Below are 15,315 nucleotides of genomic sequence, written 5' to 3' on the forward strand. Positions count from 1 at the left end.
CCCGCTTACCCACGACGCCCCAGGATTATTCCGGAGCGGAACAAACCCGATAGGATTGCGCCCATGCGCCGAGCAAAGATCGTTTGCACCCTGGGTCCCGCCGTCGACTCCTACGACCAGCTCAAGACGCTGGCCGAAGCCGGCATGAACGTGGCCCGTTTCAACTTCAGCCACGGCACTCACGCCGAGCACGAGGAGCGCTACCAGCGGGTGCGCAAGGTCTCGGAGGAGACCGGCCGTGCGATCGGCGTCCTCGCCGACCTGCAGGGCCCCAAGATCCGCCTCGCCAAGTTCGCCGACGGCCCCGTCGAGCTGGTCTCGGGTGACGAGTTCACCATCACCGCCGAGGACGTCCCCGGCGACCGGACCATCTGCGGCACCACCTACAAGGGCCTGCCGGGCGACGTCAGCAAGGGCGACCCGATCCTGATCAACGACGGAAACGTCGCGCTGCGGGTCATCGAGGTCAGCGGGCCGCAGGTGCGCTGTCTGGTCGTCGAGGGCGGAGTGATCTCCGACCACAAGGGCATCAACCTTCCCGGCGCGGCCGTGAACGTCCCGGCGCTGTCCGAGAAGGACATCGAGGACCTGCGCTTCGCACTGGCGATGGGCGTCGACATGGTCGCGCTGTCCTTCGTCCGCGACGCCTCCGACGTCAAGGACGTCCACCGCGTGATGGACGAGGAGGGCCGCCGCGTCCCCGTCATCGCCAAGGTGGAGAAGCCGCAGGCGGTCGACAACATGGAGGCCGTGGTCATGGCCTTCGACGCGGTCATGGTCGCCCGCGGCGACCTCGCCGTGGAGTATCCACTGGAGCGGGTGCCGGTCGTCCAGAAGCGGCTCATCGAGCTGTGCCGCCGCAACGCCAAGCCGGTGATCGTCGCGACCCAGATGATGGAGTCGATGATCACCAACTCGCGGCCGACCCGCGCCGAGGCGTCCGACGTCGCCAACGCGATCCTCGACGGCGCCGACGCGGTCATGCTGTCCGCCGAGTCCTCCGTGGGCAAGTACCCGATCGACACGGTCAAGACGATGTCCCGCATCGTCGAGGCCGCCGAGGAGGAACTGCTCAAGCGCGGCCTGCAGCCGCTCGCGCCCGGCAAGAAGCCGCGCACCCAGGGTGGCGCCGTCGCCCGCGCCGCGGCCGAGCTCGCCGACTTCCTGGACGCCAAGACCCTGGTCGCGTTCACCCAGTCCGGCGACACCGCCCGCCGGCTGGCCCGCTACCGCGTCCCGGCCCCGGTGCTGGCCTTCACCACCGACCCCTCGACCCGTAACCAGCTCACGCTGACCTGGGGCGTCGAGACGTACGTGGTCCCCTTCGTCGACAACACAGACGCCATGGTCGAGGTCGTCGACGGCGAGATGCTGAAGCTCAAGGAGTACAACGCGGGCGACACGGTGATCATCACCGCCGGATCGCCCCCCGGCGTCCCCGGCACCACCAACATGGTCCGGGTCCACCACCTGGGCGGCGACCAGCGCGCGTAGCGCCGGTGTGCCACGCGCCGAGGGCGCCAATTCCCTTGCTGGGGTTGGCGCCCTCGGCGTTTTTGCGGCTCCCGGACGGGTCTGTACGGGTACTTCCTTACGGGTACTTCCCTCTACGGGTACGTGCCCCGGGTGATCGTCGAGCGCATGTTGCTGATGTGGAGCGTGCCGCCGAACTGGCCGGCCTGGCGGATCTTGACGTTGGTGAAGACCGCCAGGGGGACGTTGATCGGGGGCGGGGTGTCGGGGCTGAAGGTGACCGGGATGAGGCCGAAGAGGTTGCCCTTCAGCTCCTCGGTGTACATGGTCACCGTGCCGTTCTGGATCGTCGACGTCGTGCCGGGGCCCTGCACGTGGTAGAGCTCCCCGTTGGCGCTGACGATCTGGTGCAGGTCCTTGATGTCCAGCGATGACGCGGTGAACTTCAGGACCTTCTTCACCACGCCGCCGGCCGTCTTGACCGTGACGATGCCCTTGTAGTCCAGGCCCTTCAGCGTCAGCACGCTGGACTCCAGGAACCACGGCTGGTCCGGGAGCGGAGCCGGGGTCTGCTCGTACTGCGCGTTGGCCAGTGCCTTGGCGTCGTGGGTCGGGCACGGGAACGGCGTCTTGCCGTCCGCCGAGCTCGGGGTGGCCGACGGCGTGGCGGTGGCGGACTTAGCCGCCGCCAGGGCCTTCGCCGCCTTGTCCTGAGCGGCCTTGGTGACCTCAGCGGTCTTGCCCGGCGTGGCGGACGGGGACTCCGACGACGTCGGCACCGGCGCCTTGCTCGGGCTCGTGCTCGGCGCGGTCGTGGGCGCTGTGGTGGGCGCCGTCGTCGGAGCCGTCGTCGGAGCGGCCGGCTTGATGCCGAGGAGATCCTTGAGCACATCGCCGACACCCAGCGGGTCCAGCGGGTTGACGGTCTTCGTCGGGCTCGGCGTCGCGGCCGGGCTCGTACTGGTGCTGGGCACGGCCTTGGCTGCGGCCTTCGCGGCAGCATCGGCTGCGGCCTGCGGGTCGGCCGCGCTCGCGGACGGGCTCGGCGAGGAGCTCGGCTTCGTGCTCGGCGTGGCGCTCGGCGTGACGCTCTCCGACGCGGTCGGCTTCGGGCTCTTCGTCGTGGCCGTGGCGCCCGGAGCAGGCGTGTCGGACTGCGTGACGCACGGACCGGGCGCGTACGGGTTCTTCGGCATCTCGTCGGCCAGCGCGAGATGCGGCGTTATGCCCATGCCCATCAGTACCGCCGTGGGCATCGCGGCGATGGCTATCGCCTTGCCCGCGGGCATCTGCAACTTGGTGAACAGGGATCTTCTCGGCGCCGCGTGACGCGGCGCCACTCTCGTACGGGATCCGTCGCTGTCGGCCGGCTGGGCCTCGTCACCCCGCACGGTGCCTCCCATTGTCATTGGTGGTCTCTTCGTCCGCTCCGGCGCCCGGCGACACCGCGTGCTTCTCCAGCTGCGGACGGGACTGCGGTTCCGCGTGGCCGCCGTCCGCCGTATCGTCCGGCAGCTCGGCCGACTGAACCGGTTCCGCCGCAGGAACACCGGGCGCCCATGCGATAGCGAGCGCGCCTCCGAACAATCCCAGCAGGAAGCCGATCAGGAAACCACCGAAGTTGGACACCGGGATCGACACGAGTGACAGCAGGATCGCGGCAACACCCGCGAATATCCGTACGAGTGGCTGGAACCACATGGTCAGGCCGAGCACCATCAGCAGGATGCCGATAACCAGTGAGCCCGCACCGGCCGTGGTCGACATCCGTACGGTGAGCTGGCCGAGGGTCATGTTCGCGTACGGGAAGTACGCGATGGGGATCCCGCCCAGGATGGTCAGCAGACCTGCCCAGAACGGCCGCTGCCAACGCCAGGCGCGGAAGTGCGAGCGGACTGCTTGCTGGAAGGTCGGTTCGTGGTCACTCAGCCCTGGCGACTCGGCACTCATGGAACAGCTCCCTGGGACTGGCTTTTGCGCAAGAAAGTTGGAGGCCAGGCCGGGTGCGGGACGATCCCCGCACCCGGCCTGTCACGTGCCTAGTAGCACTCGTGGACGCCGGCCTTGACCGACATGCTGAGGCCCTTCAGCTTGAAGGTGCCCGCGCTGGTCGCCCAGGCGGTCTGCTTCACGTCGGTCAGGGTGGCCACACGGGCTTCCTGCGCGAAGCTGTTCGGGAGGGCCGGCCCACCCTGGCCGGGCGTAGTCGCCGGGCCCTGGGCCTTGTTGGTCGAACCGGCCGCGACACCGATGTTGATGTCCTTGAACTCGGCATCTGCGTCAAGCTGGTTCAGGTCGATGTACAGGTTGTCGGCCTCGACCCGCTTATTGGGGTCGCTGGCGCCGTCCGTGCCCGCGTGGAGGTTCAGCGAGACACTGCCGAATCCCGGGACGGGAACGACCACGGACTGGCACATCTTGGTGATGTAGGCCTTCTTGAACCCAGAGACCGCGACCGGCTCCGGGGCACCGCCGGCCTTGGCGTCAAGGCCGCCGTACTGAACGAAGCCCTCGCCGTCAAGCCTGTCTGCGGAGACCTTGAAACTCTGGCCGGACACCGCGAACGACGCGGCGAGCGCGCCCTGTGCGAGCGCCATGCCGATCACTGCCGTGGCAGCGACACTCGGCACCATGACTACGGCGAACCGCTTCCACTTGGTGCCGCCTCTAACGACCGACTCCATGACTTTCCTCCTGATCGGACGTACACATCCGGCCGGATATGGAGATCCGGGGCCGGGATGGGAGAAGAGCTACGTCCTCGGGAAAGGGAGCGCCGTCATCGACAGCCGGCCCGCGGGTACGCGGACGGCAATGTCCGAATCATCAGCGATCACCCCCGAGCGACAACCACTGGCCACGCTCTCGCGCAACCTGCTGGACAGGCTCTGCTGGGTGGGCAGAGACCCCCCTGTCCGGAAGCGGTGACAGGTGCCGACCACTCCCACTCGGTGGGGACCCTCCCCCAGCTCTCACTGAGGTGCCCCTGCTGTACCGACTGGATGCCGGGCGGTGAGGGCGTAGGACCGAGCTTGGCCGATGGTGGTCCATTCGCAGCCGCTGCACAAGAGGTGTCGTTACCAGCGAGTAACGGAAGGATGTCGGCAGGGCGATCAGCAAACGCCGCGATGTCACGCAGAGTAATTGCGCTGAGGGTGTGAACATCCGACAAGGCGGAAGATAGCGGCAGAAAGGAGTGCCACTCTCTTACCGGAAGTAACAGCGACCGCACTTCATCACGATTGCGTAAAGTGCGGTCGCCGTATCGCTAAATCATCAGCGGTCAGAACAGTACGCGGGCCAGTGCGACACGCGCTGTAACCACTCGCGGGTCGTCCGTACCAATGACGTCGAAGAGCTCCAGGAGCCGCAGCCGTGCCGCGTCCCGGTCGTCACCGGCCGTGCGGCGCACGGTGTCCACGAGTCGCCCGAAGGCGTCCTCGACATGTCCGCCGACGAGGTCGAGATCCGCGGCTGCCAGCTGCGCCGCCACATCGGCGGGGTTGTCGGCGGCGGCCTTGCGGACCGCCTGCTGATCGGCGTCCTGCACACGCTGCAACAGTTCGGCCTGAGCCAGGCCGAGCTTGGCCTCGGCGTTGGCCGGCTCGTCGGCCAGCACATTCCGGTACGCCTGGACGGCGCCGCCCAGATCGCCCGCGTCCAGCGCGTCATGCGCGGCGGACAGCGCCAGCTCCTGCGGAGTGGCGGGCCGGGGCGGCGGCGGAGCGGCGGCGGCCGGGGCCGCGCCCCGCTCGACCGGGGTGCCGACGATGCCGAACCGCTGCTCGCCGACGGCGATCAGCTGGTCCAGCACCTCGCGGACCTGGTCGTCGGGGGCCGCACCCTGGAAGAGGGGCATCGCCTGTCCGGCGAGCACCGCGAAGACGGCGGGCACGCCCTGGGCGCCGAACTGCTGGAACAGCAGCTGGTTGGCGTAGACATCGGCGCGGGCGAGGAGGAACCGGCCGGCGTACTCGGCGACCAGCCGCTCCAGCACCTCGTTGAGCTGTTTGCTCTGCTCGGCCTGTTCGGCCCAGAAGCTGATGACGACCGGGACCTCGGCGGAGCGCTGGAGCACTTCGCTCTCGAAGGTCTCCTCGGTGACATCGATAACGAGCGGGGAGGCGGCTGACGGGGCGGGGGCGCCGGCGTCCTGCCGTTGCGCCCTGGCCTGTTCGGCCTTCGCCTTGGCCTCACCGGCCGCCTTCAGCGCGGCGAGGTCGACCACGCCGCTCATGGACATGTTCCGTGGCTGCATGAGGTCAATCCTCCCCCCTCGTCGTAAAAAAGTGTGAACGGCCCCGGCCACTCCGCAGGAATGCGGAACCGCCGGGAGCCTCCACCGCTGTTCAAGAGTGTCCTTCTCGGCGTGGGTCCCCACCTGCGCCAGTGGTCATCGCTCTTTCGCTACGAGTCGTAGCGTAACTCGTCCATGTCCGGTCCCCGCAAGCCCCAACCCTGCGGACCGGCGTGATCCCGGTCACTGGAGCGGCCACGGGCCACCGGGACGTACTGGGCGGTATGGTCCCAGCCATGCACAACGGCACGTCACCGAAGAAGACCGGCCGCCCACGCAGCGCCGACGCCGACCGCGCGATCCTGGACGCCACCCGGGCCGTCCTGGTCGAACTCGGCTGGGGCAAGCTGACGATGGGCGATGTCGCCACCCGCGCCGGCGTCGCCAAGACCACCCTCTACCGCCGCTGGGCGGGCAAGAGCGAGCTGGTCGTCGACGCGGTCGCGGTGCTCTTCGACGAGCTGGAGCTGCCCGACCGGGGAAGTCTCCAGGCCGATATCGAGGGCGTGGTGCAGCAATTCGCGGCGCTGCTGGCGCTCCCGGAGGCCAGGACCGCCCTGATGGCCGTGGTCGCCGAGTCCACCCACGACGAGGCGCTGCGGCTGCGGATCCGCGAGGCCGTCGTGGACCGGCAGAAGCGGCTCGTGGTGCTCGGCCGCCGGCGCGCCCAGGAACGCGGCGAACTCCCGCCGGACGGGCCCGACGGCGCGGACACCGCCACCCAGATCGACCTCATCTTCGACGTCATCGCGGGCGCCGTCGTGCACCGCGCCCTGGTCAGCGGCGAGCCGGTCGACGCGGCCTGGGCCCGGACCTTCTCCACCCTGCTGCTCGGCGGCCTGGCCGCGTTCCGCTGATCACTTCACGCTTCGTGGAGCGGGCCAAGCGGACCAGAAAGCTCTGCGAGGCCGAACACGGTCCCGGTCATGACGAATTCACGCGCAACGTCACGAGAGGAGAGACCTGATGAACCACACGCGCTGGAAGCTCGCCCGCGAACGGAAGATCACCGCAAGCCACACCGAATCCCCCGAGGTCAAGGCGCTGCGCATCAATCCGCATGGCTTTCGATCTCGGCCAGGCGGTTTCGACCGGCGCACCGAACTGGGCCTCTCCCAGACCGGACTCGCCAGGCTGGCACACATGACGCAGCCGCCTATCTCCAAACTCGAACTCGGCGGAACCATCCCGACGCTCCCTCTCCTGGTCCGCCTCGCCACGGTCCTGGACGCGTCGCTGAACATCGCCCTGGATGGCAACGCCGCCGACGTCGTCTTCACCCCCCACGCAGCCTGATCCGTCGCGCCCCGCCGCGCGCCTGATGGAACCGGCGGACGAGTTCACGGCGGTTCTGCACCATCCGGACGGCCGGCTCCTCCAGCTGCGCGAGCATCCGGATCAGGGTCGTCTTCCGCAATGCTCGCGTCGTAGCGCCACCGGCGCCTACGGCGCACCCGCAGTGGTGGACGCGGCTTCGTCGCCGGCCTTCACGGCCCGGAGCAGGTCGCGCGTCCTACCCGGCTTGAGCGCGGACCCCTCCATGCGGTCCAGTACGGACCGGTACCAATGTAGAAGCGCCTCGGCGTCGAGAAACTCACAGCTGTGATCGGTGTCGAGTTCCACCGTGTCCAGCTGCGCCACCGGGCCGTAGGCGTAGGTGATCGGCTGGCCGGACGGAGTGAAGGACGTGCTCCCGAAAGGGATCGCCAGGATTGAGATGTGTTCGTGCTCACTCATCTCCATAAGGTGGCCGAGCTGAGCACGCGCTGTATCGGGCCCGCCCAGCCCCATGCGCAGCGCGGCCTCATGGATGATCACGGAGTACGGAACCGGATCTTCCCGGAAGAGGATCTCCTGCCGCTTGATCCGGAACGAGACCTGGTGTTCCACCTCATGCGGCCGGAGCATCGGGACGCTCTCGCGAATCGTCGCGCGGGCGTGATCGACGGTTTGGAGCAGCCCCGGCATGTGAATCGCCACGGCGACCCGCATCGCTGTTGAGTGGTGCTCCATCTCGGCCAGGTCGAGCAGCCCGACGGGGAACGTTTCCCGGTACTCCTCCCACCAGCCGCGCACTCGCTTTCCGGTCATCGCAACGAGTGCCTCGATCAGATCTTCGCCGAAGCAGTTGTAGCCGAGGGCCATCGCGCGCACCCGGTCGGCGCTCACCGGGTGCCGACCCGATTCGATGTTGCTGATGCGTGACTGGTTGACGCCGAAGAGGGACGCGGCAGCGGTAGCGGACAACCCCGCGCTCGGCCCGGGCGGCCGCGTCCTGCGCTTGCGCGGCGGCTTCGCGGGCGTTGGCGGCGGCTGTTTCGGCGGTGGTGGCGTCCGTTTCGGCCTTGTCTGCGATGCCGCGGGCGGTACCCGCTCGTCATCCTCAGCCGCGGTGGCGGCACCTCGGGCGGAGGCGGCGTCCTGTTCGGCGTCGGTGGCAGCGCTGCGCGCTTGGCTGGCGTAGCCGCCGGCGGTGTCGGAGGCGGTCGCTGCGGCGGCCGCGTCGTCGGTGGCCTGCTGGTTGTAGGCGACCGTGTGGGCTTCCGCGGTGACGGCGGCCTTGGCAGCGGTCGCGGCCTCTGCAGCAGAGCTCTGGTACACCCGTCCTCGTCCTCACGGCGCCCGGCTCGGTGAGCGAACGGGTCGGCGGCCTGGACGCGGGCGCCGACGATTACCTTGTCAAGCCCTTCACGCTGGGCGAACTGCTGGCCCGGCTGCGGGCGCTGCTGCGCCGGGCCGCGCCCGGGGGCGCGGCGGAGCCGGAGCTCTCCTACGCGGATCTGGTCGTCCAGCCGGCCGCCCGCACCGGCAGCAGGGGCGGCCGACCGCTGGAGTTCAGCCGCACCGAGTTCGCGCTGCTGGAACTGCTGCTGCGAAATCCCGGCCAGGTGCTGCCGCGCGAGGTCATCCTGGAGCGGGTCTGGGGTCGCGACTTCGGCCCTGACTCCAACTCCCTGGCCGTCTACATCGGATATCTGCGGCGGAAGCTGGAGGCGGGCGGCGAGCCGCGGCTCGTCCAGACGGTGCACGGCGTCGGCTACCGCCTGGACCTCGGGTGACGGGGTCGCGGGGCCGGGTGTCAGCACAGCGGATCGAGAGCGTGACCCACCCCCCGTCCCCACGCCTCAGGCCGTGGGCTCCTCGGCGAACGCGTCGAACTCCCCCGCCTTGACGCCCTTCACGAACGCCTCCCATTTGGCCGGACTGGTGACCGCGACGATCTCCGGCTCATCGGTCTCGCGGATGTAGATCATCCCGTCGTCACCGACGGTCGCTTCGAGGGACACGTGCTGCCTTCCGGTTGTGCTCCACGGACACCGCCATCGTGGTCCAGATCCCCCACCGGAAGCAACGCCACCCGCTCCGCCCACGAGCCGGCCCGGCCCACTTGTGCTCTACCGGCTGCCAGAGCCCGGCGCCCCGTACAGCGGGAAGCCCTCTGTATCGACGTGCCATTCGCCCACCTGCACCCTCTCACCGAACAGGAACTCGACGCGGGCCGCATACCGCGGACCCTCCGGCGTGGAGCGCGGCTGGGAAAGGACGAGACCCGTGCCCTTACGGGGGTCTACGAGCAGGTAGAACGGGATGCCCATCACCGCGTAGTCGCGGGTCTTGCCCTCATAGTCGTTCTCGGGATTCGACTTCGACACGACTTCCACGACCGCCGTCACATCTGCGGGGTCGACGGTGTCGCCGTCCTCATCAAGGACATCCAGGGGGAGGATCGTGATGTCCGGACGGCGCAGCGCCCCTGCCCCGCGCGGGTCCTCGATCTCGGCACCGGACTGTGCGATCACTCGCGGGGTCGTGCCCCTGAGCTGGTCGTTGAGCTGGTCAGCGATCTGAAACGCGATGAATTCATGACGCTTCGCCGGGCTCATTATCATGATGATCTCGCCGCCGCTGATCTCAACGGCCCAGGCTTCCGGCCTGGCGGACAGCTCATCGGCAATGAGGCGCATGCGTGCGTATTCCACGGCGGTACCTCCAGCGGTGTTCCCTCGGCCACTCCCAGCCTATTCGCTGTCGGCCCGGAACACGCGCTCATGGGCTCCGCTCCACCCGTGCGGGGCGGAGCCCACGATTCCGGGTCAGAAGCGGGCCGGCTCGGTGTACGTCCCCCACTCGTCGCGCAGGATGCCGCAGATCTCGCCGAGGGTGGCCTCGGCGCGGGCCGCGTCGAGCATCGGGACGATCATGTTCGAGCCGTCGCGGGCGGCGGCGAGCATCGCGGCGAGGGCCGACTGGACGGCGCTGTCGTCGCGGGCGGCCTTGCGGGCGGCCAGCACGCGCACCTGCTCGCGCTCGACCTCGTGGCTGACGCGGAGGATCTCCAGGTCGCCGGTGACCGAGCCGTGGTGGCAGTTGACGCCCACGACGCGCTTCTCGCCCTTCTCCAGGGCGCGCTGGTACTGGAAGGCCGACTCGGCGGTCTCGCCGGTGAAGTAGCCGTCCTCGATGCCGCGCAGGATGCCGCTGGTGATCGGGCCGACGGAGTGGTTTCCGCTGGGCACTGCCTTCGCGCCGAGCGCCCGGATCTTGTCGAAGATCTTCTCGGCGTCGGCCTCGATGCGGTCGGTGAGGGCCTCGACATACCAGGAGCCGCCGAGCGGGTCGGCGACATTCGCGACGCCGGTCTCCTCCATCAGCACCTGCTGGGTGCGCAGCGCGATCTCGGCGGCCTGCTCGCTCGGCAGCGCGAGGGTCTCGTCGAGGGCGTTGGTGTGCAGGGAGTTGGTGCCGCCCAGCACTGCGGCCAGCGCCTCGACGGCGGTGCGCACCACATTGTTGTACGGCTGCTGGGCGGTGAGGGAGACCCCCGCGGTCTGGGTGTGGAACCGCAGCCACTGCGCCTTGTCGGTCTTCGCGCCGTACACATCGCGCATCCAGCGCGCCCAGATCCGGCGGGCGGCACGGAACTTGGCGATCTCCTCGAAGAAGTCGAGGTGGGCGTCGAAGAAGAAGGACAGCCCGGGAGCGAAGGCGTCGACGTCCATGCCGCGCGACAGGCCCAGCTCCACATACCCGAAGCCGTCGGCGAGGGTGTACGCGAGCTCCTGCGCGGCCGTGGAACCGGCCTCGCGGATGTGGTAGCCGGAGACGGAGAGCGGCTTGTACGCGGGGATGCCCGTCGCGCAGTGCTCCATGAGGTCGCCGATGAGGCGCAGATGGGGCTCGGGGGAGAAGAGCCACTCCTTCTGCGCGATGTACTCCTTGAAGATGTCGGTCTGCAGCGTGCCGTTCAGGAGCGCCGGGTCGACGCCCTGCCGCTCGGCGGCGACCAGGTACATGCAGAAGACGGGGACGGCCGGGCCGGAGATCGTCATGGAGGTGGTGACATCGCCGAGCGGGATGCCTGCGAAGAGGACCTCCATGTCGGCGGCCGAGTCGATGGCGACGCCGCAGTGGCCGACCTCGCCGAGGGCCATGCTGTCGTCGGAGTCACGGCCCATGAGGGTCGGCATGTCGAAGGCGACGGAGAGGCCGCCGCCGCCGGCCTCCAGGATCATCTTGTAGCGCTCGTTGGTCTGCTCGGCGTTCCCGAAGCCGGCGAACTGCCGGATCGTCCAGGTCCTGCCCCGGTAGCCGGTCGGGTGGAGGCCCCGGGTGAACGGGTACTCGCCCGGCCAGCCGATCCGCTCGAAGCCTTCCACGGTGTCACCGGGGGCGGGTCCGTACACGGGCTCCACCGGATCCCCGGAGAGTGTGGTGAAGTCCGCGTCCCGCTTACGAGCCGCGTCGTACCGGGCCTGCCAGCGCTGGCGGCCCTCTTCGATGCCTTCGGCGTCCATACCCCGAATTTACTAGGACGTCCTAGTAAATGTCGATGGCAAACCGCCCGCCCTTACCCGGACGGGCGGTGCGATGCGTCACGCCTGGGCGGGCTCCCGGTCGGCGGGGACGACCAGCGGGGCCACCTCGCGCGAGACCTTGCGCTCGACGAAGAACGCCGCGGTCGGGATCGTACCGGCCAGCAGCACCCAGATCTGCTTGCCGATCGGCCACTTCGCCTTGGACCCCAGGTCGAAGGCGCAGACCAGGTACACGACGTACAGCCAGCCGTGCGCGATACCCACCATGCTGACGAAGCCCGCGGCCCCGTTCAGGTCCAGCAGGTACTTCGCGATCACGCCAAGGGTGAGGAGGACCAGCAGGACACCCGTCACATAGGCCATCACGCGGTAGCGGGTCAGCACACTCTGCTTCATGGCATTGAGCGTAACCGGTGCGAATCCGGCGGCTTAACGCCCCTCCTCGAAGTCGCCCGCAGCTATGCGCAGCGGGCGCAGCAGGGCGAAGATCTCCGCGCACTCCTCGGAGTCGTAGACGCTCAGGCCGAAGTCCATCGCCATGAGGTCCCGGGTGGCCGCGTCCACGACCTCGCGGCCCTTGTCGGTGATGGAGGCGAGGGTGCCGCGCCCGTCGTTCGGGTTGGGGCGCTTGGCGACCAGGCCGGAGCCGACGAGGCGGTCCACGGTGTTGGTGACCGAGGTGGGGTGCACCATCAGCCGCTCGCCGATCTTGGACATCGGCAGCTCACCGGCCTTGCTGAAGGTGAGCAGCACCAGCGCCTCGTACCGGGCGAAGGTCAGCCCGTACGGCTTGACGACGGCGTCGACCTGGCCCAGCAGGATCTGCTGCGCCCGCATGATCGAGGTGATGGCGCCCATCGACGGAACGCGTCCCCAGCGCTGGGTCCACAGCTCGTCGGCGCGGGCGATGGGGTCGAAGGGCAGGCTCAGGGGCTTCGGCACGCCACCGAGCCTACCCGTCGGTCACATAGTGGGAGAGATTGTCTCGTCAATCGAAACCGGAGGCACTCGGGCCGGTTCCGGAACGGGTTCAGGACAGCGCGCTGAGCTTCGCCCACGCCTCCGGGGTGAGGTTCCAGTCGCCGTAACCGTTGCCCTTGTCGACGGTGGCGCGGGTCGATCCGGTGACCTCGACGACGTCACCGCGGACGGCCTTGTCGAAGAACCACTTGGCGTCGGCGTCGGACATCCCGACGCAGCCGTGGCTGGTGTTGGCCTTGCCCATGTTGGCGTCGTTCCACGGGGCCGCGTGCACGAAGGTGCCCGAGGTCGTCAGATGGACCGCCATCTTGACGTCCTTGTCGTAGAAGTCCGCCGCGTCCTTGTTGGTGGCGATGCCCACGGACGTCGACGTCATGTGGATGGTGGACTCCTTGCTGATCACCGTCATGCGGCCGTTCCAGGTCGGGAAGTCGCTCTTGCCGGCCGAGATCAGGATGGTCTTGACGGTCTTGCCGTCCTCCGTGACCGTCATCTTCTTGGCGCCGATGTCGACCTTGGAGACCCGGGCCGTGCCGATCGTGAAGGTGGAGTTGACGTCGCGGCGCAGGTAGCGGCCGCTGCCGGTGTCGAGGCCGCTGAGCTTGGCCGTCATGGTGACCTTGGTGCCCGTGGTCCAGTACGTGGCCGGGCGCCAGTCGACGCGCTGGGTGCCGGTCAGCGGATCGGTGATCCAGCCCCAGCTGCCCTGCACGGCGGGCGTCGTCGTCACGGACAGCTGCTTCTCGACGGCGGCCCGGTTGGTGACCGGCTTGTCGAAGGCGATGGAGACCGGCTGGCCCACGCCGACGACCGCGCTGCCCACCGGGGTGATGGTGACGCCGTTGGTCTTGGCGGCGGCCAGCGTGGTGAAGGTGCTGGTCTGGTCCTTCTTGGCACCGGAGGCGTCGGCCGCGCTGATCTTCACCGTGTAGGCGGTGCCGGGGGTCATCGTGCGGTCGGACTGCCAGGTGTGCTTGGCGGCGTCGAGCTTGCCGGTGACCTCGACCGCCTCGACACCGTCACTGCTCTTGGCCGCGGCGGTGACGGTCACCGCGGCGAGGGTGCCCTCGGTCAGTGACACCTTCACCGGGCTGCCGGGATCGACCCCGGTCTTTCCATTGGCCGGCGTCACGGTGACCGGCACGGCGGCGGTGGAGGCGGCCGGTCCCTTGCCGTCGCCGCCCTTGGCGCTGCCACCACCACCGCCGCAGGCGGTCAGCGCGACGGCGAGCAGGGCCGGCACGGCGAGGGCGCGCATACGGGCGAAAGGTATGCGGGAAGTACGTATGGGTGTCACAGCAAATGTCCTCATCAGCAGCGGTCAAAGGAAGTCGGGTGGGAATAGGGCGTCGGGAAGATCGAATCGGGGTGCTGGACCGGCTGGGAGCCCGAGCCGGACCAGGAGCCCGCGGGCGGCGCGGTGACCGCGGGGGGCGTCTGCGTACCGGTCGCGTCCGACCGCGCCGCGGAGGGCGCCAGCCGGTCGAGGGAGCGCGTGATGCACTGCACGGGCACCATGTCGGGGAACGGCAGTTTCCCGGCCGTGGACTCCGGCAGGACCACGTGGAGCACCGTCGCATACCGGCCCGCGGCCGCCAGCCACAGGTCGCTCACCTGGCCGCCCTCGGACGTGGACCCGTAGCCGCGAAGTCCGGTCGACATCTCCGACCCGCCCTTCCTGTCCCAATGTGTCGCAATGAGTCCGCATTTGCCCAATTGATCGGCCATGCGGGCCACTCCCTTGGCGGCCGCCGCTTCATCCCCGAAATCGTAGATGGCGTAGCGCGCGTTGCTGTTCTGGTTCCCCTGATACGAACGGACAGTCGCCGCGGCCGGATCGTACAGCGCCGCATCGCACTTCATGAGCGGGATCTTCAGGGCGAGATCGATCGAAACCGTCCGCCACTTCCAGAACGACTCCCAGGGCAGAGCGCTCGGCGGCAGCAGTTCCCCCGACAGCGGCCCGGACGCCAGCGGGTCGGGCGCGGTGGAACCGCCGGCCGGCGATGCCTGCGAGCCGGTGCCCAGCCGGGGCAGGACCACCCACGAGCCGACCGCCAGCGCGGCGGCGGCCACCACGGCCACCGCGCCCACCCGGCGCCGGGCGCGGCGGCGCTCCCCGCGCCGGCGGACGTCCGCCGACGCGGCGAGGACGATCAGCGGCTCGGTGTCGCGGGCCAGGTCCCGCAGGCGGTCGTCGAGCGGGTCAGCCATGGAGGGGCACCTCCTCTTCCTCTGTCAGGTGGGCGCCGAGCGCCTTGCGTGCGCGGCTGAGCCGGGTTCGTACCGCCGCGTTGGACACGCCGGTCTCCCGGGCGACCTCCTCGACCGGCAGGTCCATCAGATGGTGCAGCACCACGGCCGTCCGCTGGTCCTCGCCCAGCTCGCGCAGGGCGGCCACCAGCGCGACCCGGTCGGGAGCCAGGGCCAGCGCGTCCGACGGCACGCCGTACCTGAAGTGTGCCCGCACCCTGTTGCGCGTCTTGCGCCACGTGCTCACCGCCAGCCGCAGCGCCACCGTCCGCACCCACGGCGTCGGATCCCCCTCGGCCGTGAGCCTCCCCCACCGCTGCCACGCGCGGGCATACGCCTCCTGTACGGCGTCCTCGGCCTCACCGAGGTCGCCGGTCACCGCGTAGACGGCGGCGACCAGCCGTTTCGCGGTGGCGGCGTAGAACTCGTCGAAGTCGTCCTGCGGCGCCGCGTGCGGAATCACACCCACCCCGAGGGTGCGTGCGCCGTGCGGAT

16 protein-coding genes and 1 pseudogene are annotated in these 15,315 nt (G+C 69.3%); 4 read left to right on the top strand and 13 right to left on the bottom strand.

The annotated features are described in order from the left end of the window. Positions 1-63 precede the first annotated feature (63 nt). Positions 64-1,494, top strand: a complete 1,431-nt coding sequence (gene pyk / locus QMK24_RS08020) for a pyruvate kinase (RefSeq protein WP_283464567.1) — start codon at positions 64-66, stop codon at positions 1,492-1,494. A 113-nt stretch (positions 1,495-1,607) separates the two neighbouring features. Here pyk and QMK24_RS08025 read toward each other — a convergent pair whose 3' ends face one another. The 4 genes from QMK24_RS08025 to QMK24_RS08040 all read right to left on the bottom strand — a co-directional run bounded on the left by QMK24_RS08025 (position 1,608) and on the right by QMK24_RS08040 (position 5,731). Next, positions 1,608-2,762, bottom strand: a complete 1,155-nt coding sequence (locus QMK24_RS08025) for a hydrogenase expression protein HypF (protein WP_349307816.1) — start codon at positions 2,760-2,762, stop codon at positions 1,608-1,610. Between the two features lie 91 nt (positions 2,763-2,853). After that, positions 2,854-3,423 carry a DUF6114 domain-containing protein gene (locus QMK24_RS08030; RefSeq protein WP_283464569.1) on the bottom strand — a complete coding sequence of 190 codons (570 nt, stop codon included), beginning with the start codon at positions 3,421-3,423 and terminating at the stop codon, positions 2,854-2,856. Between the two features lie 89 nt (positions 3,424-3,512). Further along, positions 3,513-4,157, bottom strand: coding sequence for a DUF6230 family protein (locus QMK24_RS08035; RefSeq protein WP_283464570.1), 645 nt, complete (start codon positions 4,155-4,157; stop codon positions 3,513-3,515). A 599-nt stretch (positions 4,158-4,756) separates the two neighbouring features. Beyond that, positions 4,757-5,731, bottom strand: coding sequence for a tetratricopeptide repeat protein (locus tag QMK24_RS08040; protein ID WP_283464571.1), 975 nt, complete (start codon positions 5,729-5,731; stop codon positions 4,757-4,759). Between the two features lie 275 nt (positions 5,732-6,006). Between QMK24_RS08040 and QMK24_RS08045 the strand changes: the two genes are divergently transcribed. Next, positions 6,007-6,627, top strand: a complete 621-nt coding sequence (locus QMK24_RS08045; protein ID WP_283464572.1) for a TetR/AcrR family transcriptional regulator — start codon at positions 6,007-6,009, stop codon at positions 6,625-6,627. Positions 6,628-6,736: 109 nt separating this feature from the next. Beyond that, on the top strand, positions 6,737-7,066 hold the full coding sequence (locus QMK24_RS08050; RefSeq protein ID WP_283464573.1) for a helix-turn-helix domain-containing protein: 330 nt from the start codon (positions 6,737-6,739) through the stop codon (positions 7,064-7,066). Between the two features lie 147 nt (positions 7,067-7,213). Here QMK24_RS08050 and QMK24_RS08055 read toward each other — a convergent pair whose 3' ends face one another. After that, the gene (locus QMK24_RS08055) at positions 7,214-8,371 is read right to left on the bottom strand and encodes a helix-turn-helix domain-containing protein (protein WP_283464574.1); all 1,158 of its coding nucleotides are present in this window, start codon (positions 8,369-8,371) and stop codon (positions 7,214-7,216) included. Here QMK24_RS08055 and QMK24_RS08060 point away from each other — a divergent pair. After that, positions 8,368-8,829, top strand: a pseudogene (locus QMK24_RS08060) (winged helix-turn-helix domain-containing protein); the annotation flags it as partial. The gene QMK24_RS08055 and the pseudogene QMK24_RS08060 sit on opposite strands and share 4 nt — an antisense overlap. A 66-nt stretch (positions 8,830-8,895) precedes the next feature. Here QMK24_RS08060 and QMK24_RS08065 read toward each other — a convergent pair. From QMK24_RS08065 to QMK24_RS08100, 8 genes are all read right to left on the bottom strand, one after another. Continuing rightward, positions 8,896-9,057, bottom strand: coding sequence for a DUF397 domain-containing protein (locus tag QMK24_RS08065; protein ID WP_283464575.1), 162 nt, complete (start codon positions 9,055-9,057; stop codon positions 8,896-8,898). Positions 9,058-9,165: 108 nt separating this feature from the next. Then, positions 9,166-9,750: a Uma2 family endonuclease gene (locus QMK24_RS08070; protein ID WP_283464577.1), complete on the bottom strand. Its 585-nt coding sequence runs from the start codon at positions 9,748-9,750 to the stop codon at positions 9,166-9,168. A 114-nt stretch (positions 9,751-9,864) separates the two neighbouring features. After that, positions 9,865-11,565: a coenzyme B12-dependent isobutyryl-CoA mutase large subunit gene (gene icmA, locus QMK24_RS08075; protein WP_283464580.1), complete on the bottom strand. Its 1,701-nt coding sequence runs from the start codon at positions 11,563-11,565 to the stop codon at positions 9,865-9,867. A 78-nt stretch (positions 11,566-11,643) separates the two neighbouring features. After that, complete coding sequence (locus QMK24_RS08080; RefSeq protein ID WP_283464583.1) at positions 11,644-11,982, bottom strand: DUF3817 domain-containing protein; 339 nt, start codon at positions 11,980-11,982, stop codon at positions 11,644-11,646. Positions 11,983-12,015: 33 nt separating this feature from the next. Next, positions 12,016-12,528, bottom strand: a complete 513-nt coding sequence (locus QMK24_RS08085; RefSeq protein ID WP_283464584.1) for a MarR family winged helix-turn-helix transcriptional regulator — start codon at positions 12,526-12,528, stop codon at positions 12,016-12,018. An 88-nt stretch (positions 12,529-12,616) separates the two neighbouring features. Then, on the bottom strand, positions 12,617-13,825 hold the full coding sequence (locus QMK24_RS08090; protein ID WP_283464586.1) for a L,D-transpeptidase: 1,209 nt from the start codon (positions 13,823-13,825) through the stop codon (positions 12,617-12,619). 53 nt (positions 13,826-13,878) lie between these two features. Further along, complete coding sequence (locus QMK24_RS08095) at positions 13,879-14,781, bottom strand: hypothetical protein (protein ID WP_283464587.1); 903 nt, start codon at positions 14,779-14,781, stop codon at positions 13,879-13,881. Next, complete coding sequence (locus QMK24_RS08100; RefSeq protein WP_283464588.1) at positions 14,774-15,283, bottom strand: SigE family RNA polymerase sigma factor; 510 nt, start codon at positions 15,281-15,283, stop codon at positions 14,774-14,776. The genes QMK24_RS08095 and QMK24_RS08100 overlap by 8 nt, the downstream gene beginning before the upstream one ends. Positions 15,284-15,315 lie beyond the last annotated feature (32 nt).

Source organism: Streptomyces sp. PH10-H1 (assembly GCF_030063355.1).
In the GTDB taxonomy this organism is placed as follows: domain Bacteria; phylum Actinomycetota; class Actinomycetes; order Streptomycetales; family Streptomycetaceae; genus Actinacidiphila.